This window comes from Streptomyces calidiresistens (assembly GCF_014141525.1).
GTDB classification, from domain to species: Bacteria; Actinomycetota; Actinomycetes; order Streptomycetales; family Streptomycetaceae; genus Streptomyces; species Streptomyces calidiresistens.
The window spans coordinates 1-6,930 of sequence record NZ_VKHS01000225.1 but is presented as its reverse complement, the minus strand read 5'-3'; the positions used below and the strand labels follow the sequence as shown (position 1 = coordinate 6,930).

The window sequence follows — 6,930 nt, the reverse complement described above, 5'->3', positions numbered from 1 at the left end:
CTGCGGGGGCGCGCCCTGGAGCGGTTGGGGCGCGGTTGTTGATGGCCAGCGGCCTGTTCGTGGCCGCCGAGTTCGCGCTGGTCGCGGGGCCCGCCCGGTCGTACACCGCCCGGGGCATGGCGCCGAGGGAGGTGGCCCGACTGCTGGGGGGCCAACCCGACCTGACCGGTGTCCAGCGCGGTCAGATCGGCGTGGTGGCCCACTTCCTGCGGGGCGCGAAGGGGGTCGCCGCGTGGCCGTTCGACGGTTCCGGTACCGCACTGCGGGAATCCGGCTCGGCCTGGTACTACACCTGGGCCACCACCCCTCTGGGAATCGATGCGCCACCCGGGGTCGAGTTCGTGCCCATGATCTGGGGCGCCGACTTCGTCACGCCGCAGGCCCTGGCCGAGGCGAGGGCAGCCGGGCCGTACCTGTTGGGCTTCAACGAACCCGACCTCGGGGAGCAGGCGAACATGGGTGTCGAGGAGGCTCTCGACCTGTGGCCGCACCTGGAGGCCACGGGCAACATCCTGGGCAGCCCCGCGGTCGCGTACGGCGGGGACACCCCCGACGGTTGGCTGGACCGCTTCATGAGGGGTGCCGAGGCTCGCGGGCTGCGGGTCGACTTCATCGCCCTGCACTGGTACGGATCGGATTTCCGAACCGAGGCCGCGGTGGAACATCTGCGGAGCTACCTGACCGCCGTGCACGAGCGCTACGGCAAACCGATCTGGTTGACCGAGTACGCCCTGATCGACTTCTCCCACGGCACCCGCTACCCGAGCGAGGCCGAACAGGCCGCCTTCGTGACCGCCTCCACCCGAATGTTGGAGAGCCTGCCCTTCCTGGAGCGTTACGCCTGGTTCGGGTTGGGGACCGAGGAGGAGGGCCCGGGCACCGCCCTGTTCCGCAGCGGAGGGGTTCCCACCGACAAGGGCCTGGCCTTCCGCGACGCCCCCTGATCCCGGTGGTCCGGACGGTGATGCCCGTGCAGCCGGGGACCGCCGGGCACGCCCGGGTGAGCGCGGCGTGGACGTTCGCCGGATTCGCTCCCGGGATGTCCGGCCCGGTGATCCGCACCTCCATGCCGAGGTCGGCGAAGCGCTGCGGGCAGGCCCGGTGGTCGGAGGGGACGGAACGCGTCGGATGGGCCCGGGGGCCGACGCAGTGGATGTGCGCACCACGGGCCCGGAAGTCCCGGCCCGTGGTGTGGATCGCGGTGCTCCCGGCGTTGATGCCGGTGTCGTAGCCGTTGCGGCGGAGCTCGGCGTTGGGGTCGGCGGCCCGTGCGGGGCGGAAGGCCACCTCGATGCGGTCATTTCCGGTGCGCCGCGGATTGGAGTCCCACCGGGCCCCCTCGTGCCGTCGCTGAACGCCTCGTTCACCGCGTCCCGGGAGCGGATCCGGCCGCGGTGGTGGCCGGTCACCCGGGTGATGTGGCGGGTCGTCCCGGACCGGAGCGAGGAGCCCTCCGCGCCCCGCTCCGGCACCCGCGTGGGAGACCGATCCGCGGGAGGGCTCGGCATCCCCTTCCATCCCGTTCGCGATGGTGACGCTGTCGAACCCACGGTTGAGGATGCCGGTGCGCCCCCTCGTTGAGCGGGTGGGCCGCGACGGCGGCGCCGAAACGGCGTCCGCGCTCGGGCGGCCGCGGCCCCCGGGGTTGTGGCTTCGGGGGAAAGCGGGAATCGAGTGGGTGGGATGCGGCGGAGCCCCGTCGGCGTGCGGAGGGAACGGCTCACGGTGGAATCGATCGCGGTGCCCGGTGGGGACCCGCGGGAGAAACTTTGCTCATGAACATGCCAGTGCGAACCCCGGGGGCGGATGGGCTCCTCCCGCACGGCGCACGGCGCACGGCGCACGGGGCTCGACGCGCCGCATGTTCGTGATACCGGCCATCGGCCGACCTGTCGGGCGGCGGGGAACGACGGGACGGTAATCCGATGTGCCCACACGGTTACGGGAAGCACTCGTCGGGGTGAAGCCCCGCACCGGGGGTCGCCTCCCGGCTCAGCGCGCGGGCGCCGCCACGCTCACCCGCTCGACGAGGGTGGGGGAGAGGATACGGCGCACGGGGCCCGTCTCCCCGTCGGTGATGCGCCGCAACAGCAGGTGCAGGGTCTCGCCGGCCACCTCGTCGAAATCCGCCCGCACCGTCGTCAGCGGAGGGATGTAGTACGCCGCCTCCGGCACGTCGTCGAAACCGATCAGGCTCACATCCCCGGGAACGGACCGGCCGCGCTCGTGCATGGCGCGCAGGATGCCCAGGGCGAGGTGGTCGTTGGCCGCGAACACCGCCGTCACCTCGGGCATCCGCGCCAGCATCTGCCCCGCCCGATACCCGGCGGCGGCACTCCAATCGGCCGGAGTCACCGGCGGGACCTCGGCCCCGGCCTCCTCCAGGGCCCGCCGCCACCCCCGCACCCGGCCGGCTGCGTCGAACCAGTCGGACGGGCCCGAGACGTGCCACACCGTGGGGTGGCCCGCCTCCAGCAGGTGACGGGTGGCCGCCATGGCTCCCGCCTCCTGGTCCACGGTGACCAGCGCGGTCCCGCGCAGGGGGTCTCCGTCCACCGTCACCACGGGAACCGTGGAGGGGATCTCGGCCAACGCCTCGTTCGCCGACGCCGTGGGGGCGATGACGACGATGCCGGCCACCCGTTGGTCGCGGTGGTGCTCCACCGCCGCGGCGATCGATGGCCTGTCCAGCACCCCCACCCGCCGCACACTCACCGAGAACCCCGCGGTGCCCGCCGCCCACTCGAAAGCGGCCAACAGGGACGCCGGGCCGAAGAGGGTGGAGTTCGGCGCCACCACGCCGAGCAGTTGGGAACGGCCGGTCGCCAGGGTGCGGGCCGCGCGATTGGGCCGGTACCCCAGCTCCTCGATCGCGGCCCGGACCCGCAGGCGGGTCTGCTCCCGAACATTGGGGTGGCCGTTGAGCACCCTGGAGACCGTCTGGTGCGACACCCCCGCCAGGCGGGCCACATCGGTCATGGCCGGGGCGCGCGTGACCCGGCCCTCCGCCGAGACGTCCTCCACCCCTACCCCCTCGGATTCCGGCGATCCGGCCCGTGCCGCCGGCCGGGCCGCGGCTCCCGGCGAGTCCACGCAGTCCACCTCCCGATCGAACGGCGGGGCGGACCCGACCACCGGAACCCGAGGTGGGCCCCGGAAATCGGGGTGAGGGCTAACATCCACCGAATCCGACGCGGCGTCAATACCTGAAAATCACCCTGAAATTGGGGTTGACGCTCCTCATGTTAGCGCTCACTCTGAGACGCCTGTGATCCCGGTCACCCCACCCGTTGCCACGGGTGCGGATCGTTGTCGACCCCGGAGGATGAGCAGTGTTCGGGAAAATCGCCAGGTCCACCGCGGCCGTCCTGTTACTCGCGGCCCTCGCCGGCTGCGGAGGGGGATCCGACTCGGACGCCGGTCCCCCGGGCGGCGCCGACGGCACGATCACCATGGGCTTCTCGCAGGTGGGTGCCGAGAGCGGCTGGAGGACGGCCAACACGAAATCCATCCGGGAGGCCGCGGAGGCCGCGGGCGTCGACCTCCGCTTCTCGGACGCCCAGCAGAAGCAGGAGAACCAGATCAAGGCGATCCGCTCCTTCATCCAGCAGCGGGTGGACGTCATCGCCTTCAGCCCCGTGGTGGAAACCGGGTGGGACGCCGTGCTGCTGGAGGCGCGGCGGGCCGGGATCCCCGTGATCCTCACCGACCGTGCGATCGACTCCGACGACACCTCGCTGTACGAGACCTTCCTCGGCTCCGACTTCGTCGAGGAGGGGCGGAAGGCGGGCCGGTGGCTGGTGGACAACACCGAGGGACCGGTCAGGGTGGTGGAACTCCAGGGCACCACGGGCGCCGCCCCGGCCATCGACCGCAAGGAGGGATTCGAGGAGGTCATCGCCGAACGTCCCGACATCGAGATCGTGGCCACGCAGAGCGGGGACTTCACCCGCGCGGGCGGCAAAGAGGTGATGGAGGCGTTCCTGAAGTCCACCCCCGGGATCGACGTGGTCTACGCGCACAACGACGACATGGGCCTGGGCGCCATCGAGGCGATCAAGGCCGCGGGTCGGGAACCGGGCACCGACATCACCATCATCACCGTGGACGCGGTCAGGGACGGCATGCAGGCCCTGGCCGACGGCGAGATCAACTTCATCGTCGAGTGCAACCCGCTGCTCGGCGAGCAGCTCATGGACCTCGCGCGGAAGGTCGTCAACGGCGAGGAGGTCCCCGCGAGAGTGGTCACCGAGGAGACCACCTTCACGCCGGAGGAGGCCCGGGCCGTGCTCTCCGAGCGCGAGTACTGAGCCCACCCGCCGCCGAACGAACCGGGCCGGGGACGACGACCGGCCCGGGCCCGGTGGACCCCGGACATCGCACCGGGGTCCACCGGGCCCACGGCGGGGACCACCCCATCCACGACGACGAAGGTGGTGAACATGACCGAACCCTCGGTGCACCGGGAGAGCCCGGTGATCGAGATGAGCGGCATCGACGTCGAGTTCCCCGGCGTCAAGGCCCTCTCGGGGGTCGACTTCCGGCTCCTCCCCGGCGAGGTGCACGCCCTGATGGGGGAGAACGGGGCGGGAAAATCCACGTTGATCAAAGCGCTCACCGGGGTTCACCGGCCCAGCGCCGGCACCATACGCCTCCGCGGTCGCCCGATCTCCTTCGCCGACCCGGCCGCGGCCCAACGGGCCGGGATCAGCACCGTCTACCAGGAGGTCAACCTGTGTCCCAACCTGTCCGTCGCGGAGAACATCCTGATCGGACGGGAACCACGCCGTCGAGCCGGCATCGACGGCCGGGCGCTGCGGGCCCGGGCCGCCCGGCTGCTGAAGCGGGTGGGATTGGACATCGACCCCGCCTCCCGACTGGACACCCATCCGATCGCGGTGCAGCAACTCGTGGCCATCGCCCGCGCCCTGACGGTGGAGGCCCGGGTGCTGGTCCTCGACGAACCCACCTCCAGCCTGGACGCCGACGAGGTCGCCGAACTCTTCCGCATCATCCGGGTACTGCGCGACGAGGGTGTGGCCATCCTCTTCGTCTCGCACTTCCTCGACCAGGTGTACGAGATCGCCGACCGGCTGACCATCCTGCGCAACGGCCGGGCGGTCGGGGAACACCCGACCGCCGAACTGGGACGCCTGGACCTGGTGGCGGCCATGCTCGGTCGGGAACTCGACACCCTGGAGAAGGTGGAACGCCGGGCCCGGGACCACACCCCCGGCACCACGCCGGTGCTCCGGGCCCGGGGCCTCGGCAGGAAGGGGGCGATCGCCCCCTTCGACCTCGACATCCACGCCGGTGAGGTGGTCGGCCTGGCGGGACTGCTGGGCTCGGGGCGCACCGAGACCGCCCGGCTGCTCTTCGGCGCGGACCGACCGGACAGCGGCACCCTCGCCATCGGCGGGCGAACCGTCCGTCCCCGCGGCCCACGGGCCGTGATCTCCCGGGGCGTCGCCTTCTGCTCGGAGGACCGCAAGGGCGAGGGCATCATCGAGGGCCTCAGCGTGCGCGACAACCTGGTGCTCGCCGCCCAGGCCGCCCGCGGCTGGGCCCGGCCCGTACCGCGCCGTGTCGCCGAGGCACTGGTGGAGGAGTACATCGACAAACTCGACATCCGCCCGGCCGACCCCCAAGTCCCCATCGACAGCCTCTCGGGGGGCAACCAGCAGAAGGTGCTGCTCGCCCGATGGCTGGTGACCCGACCCCGCCTGCTCATCCTCGACGAACCGACCCGGGGCATCGACATCGGGGCCAAGGCGCAGATCCAGAAGGTGGTGGCGGACCTGGCCGTCGAGGGCACGGCGGTGCTCTTCATCTCCGCCGAGGTCGAGGAGGTGGTCCGGGTGTCGGACCGGATCGTGGTCCTGCGCGACCGGCGCAAGATCGCCGAACTCGCCGGCCACGAGGTCTCCGTGCGGGACGTGGTCTCCGCGATCGCGGCCCGGGACGACGCCACGGGGAACCATCCGATGGCGGTGACCCGATGAGCCGGCGTCATCTCCTGTGGCCCCTGGTCGCCCTGGCCGGCCTCATCCTCCTCAACGTGATCGTCACCCCGTCCTTCCTGCACCTCGGACTGCGGGACGGGCACCTCCACGGCAGCCTCGTGGACATCCTCCGCAACGGCGCCCCCACCCTGCTCATCGCGGTCGGCATGACCCTGGTGATCGCCACGCGCGGGATCGACCTGTCGGTGGGGGCGGTCGCCGCGATTTCCGGCGCCATCGCCTGCACCTGGATCGCCGGGGGCGGCCACGCCCTCACCGCCGTGCTCCTCGCCCTCGGCACGTGCCTGCTCGCGGGAGTCTGGAACGGACTCCTCGTCTCCGTGGCGGGCATCCAACCGATCATCGCCACCCTGGTGTTGATGACGGCCGGACGGGGGGTGGCGATGCTGCTCACCGAGGGGCAGATCGTCACGGTCAACGACCCCGCCTACCGCTGGATCGGATCGGGTTACCTCGTGCTGCCGGTGGCCGTCCTCATCGCCCTGGCCGTCCTCGGAGGGGTCGCCCTGCTGACCCACCGCACCGCCCTGGGAACTCTCGTCCACGCCGTGGGAACCAACCCCGGCGCGGCCGGCCTGGCCGGCGTCCGTTCCCGCACGATCATCGCCACGGTCTACGTCTTCGCCGCGCTCTGCGCGGGGGTGGCGGGCCTGATGATCAGCTCCAACGTCAACGCGGCGGACGCCAACAGCGCCGGGCTGTGGATCGAGATGGACGCGATCCTCGCGGTGGTCATCGGTGGCACCTCCCTGGCCGGGGGCCGCTACTCCCTGTCCGGAACACTGGTCGGCGCCCTGGTGATCCAAACCCTCACCACCACCGTCTACACCATCGGAATCCCGACCAACGCCACCCTGGTCTTCAAGGCCGTGGTCGTGATCACCGTGTGCCTGCTCCAGGCCCCCCG

The 6,930-nt window shown here is 71.7% G+C and carries 5 protein-coding genes and 1 pseudogene; 4 read left to right on the top strand and 2 right to left on the bottom strand.

What is annotated here, in order from left to right; all coding sequences use genetic code 11:
* Positions 1-944: glycoside hydrolase family protein (locus tag FOE67_RS11645; RefSeq protein WP_228473786.1), on the top strand; the 944-nt coding region annotated here is incomplete at its 5' end.
* A gap of 73 nt (positions 945-1,017) precedes the next feature.
* Here FOE67_RS11645 and FOE67_RS30625 read toward each other — a convergent pair.
* Positions 1,018-1,518: pseudogene (locus FOE67_RS30625) on the bottom strand (endo-1,4-beta-xylanase); the annotation flags it as partial.
* 474 nt (positions 1,519-1,992) lie between these two features.
* Positions 1,993-2,979 (bottom strand): LacI family DNA-binding transcriptional regulator, encoded by a 987-nt coding sequence (locus FOE67_RS11635; protein ID WP_182663299.1) that lies wholly within the window; start codon positions 2,977-2,979, stop codon positions 1,993-1,995.
* Positions 2,980-3,332: 353 nt separating this feature from the next.
* On the opposite strand from FOE67_RS11635, the gene FOE67_RS11630 reads away from it, so the two are divergent.
* The 3 genes from FOE67_RS11630 to FOE67_RS11620 form a co-directional block, all read left to right on the top strand.
* Entirely contained in the window at positions 3,333-4,310 is a 978-nt protein-coding gene (locus FOE67_RS11630; protein WP_182663293.1) for an ABC transporter substrate-binding protein, read from the top strand.
* A gap of 132 nt (positions 4,311-4,442) precedes the next feature.
* Positions 4,443-6,002, top strand: coding sequence for a sugar ABC transporter ATP-binding protein (locus FOE67_RS11625; RefSeq protein ID WP_228473785.1), 1,560 nt, complete (start codon positions 4,443-4,445; stop codon positions 6,000-6,002).
* The coding region (locus FOE67_RS11620) for an ABC transporter permease (RefSeq protein WP_182663291.1) at positions 5,999-6,930 on the top strand (932 nt) is incomplete at its 3' end. The genes FOE67_RS11625 and FOE67_RS11620, both read left to right, overlap by 4 nt.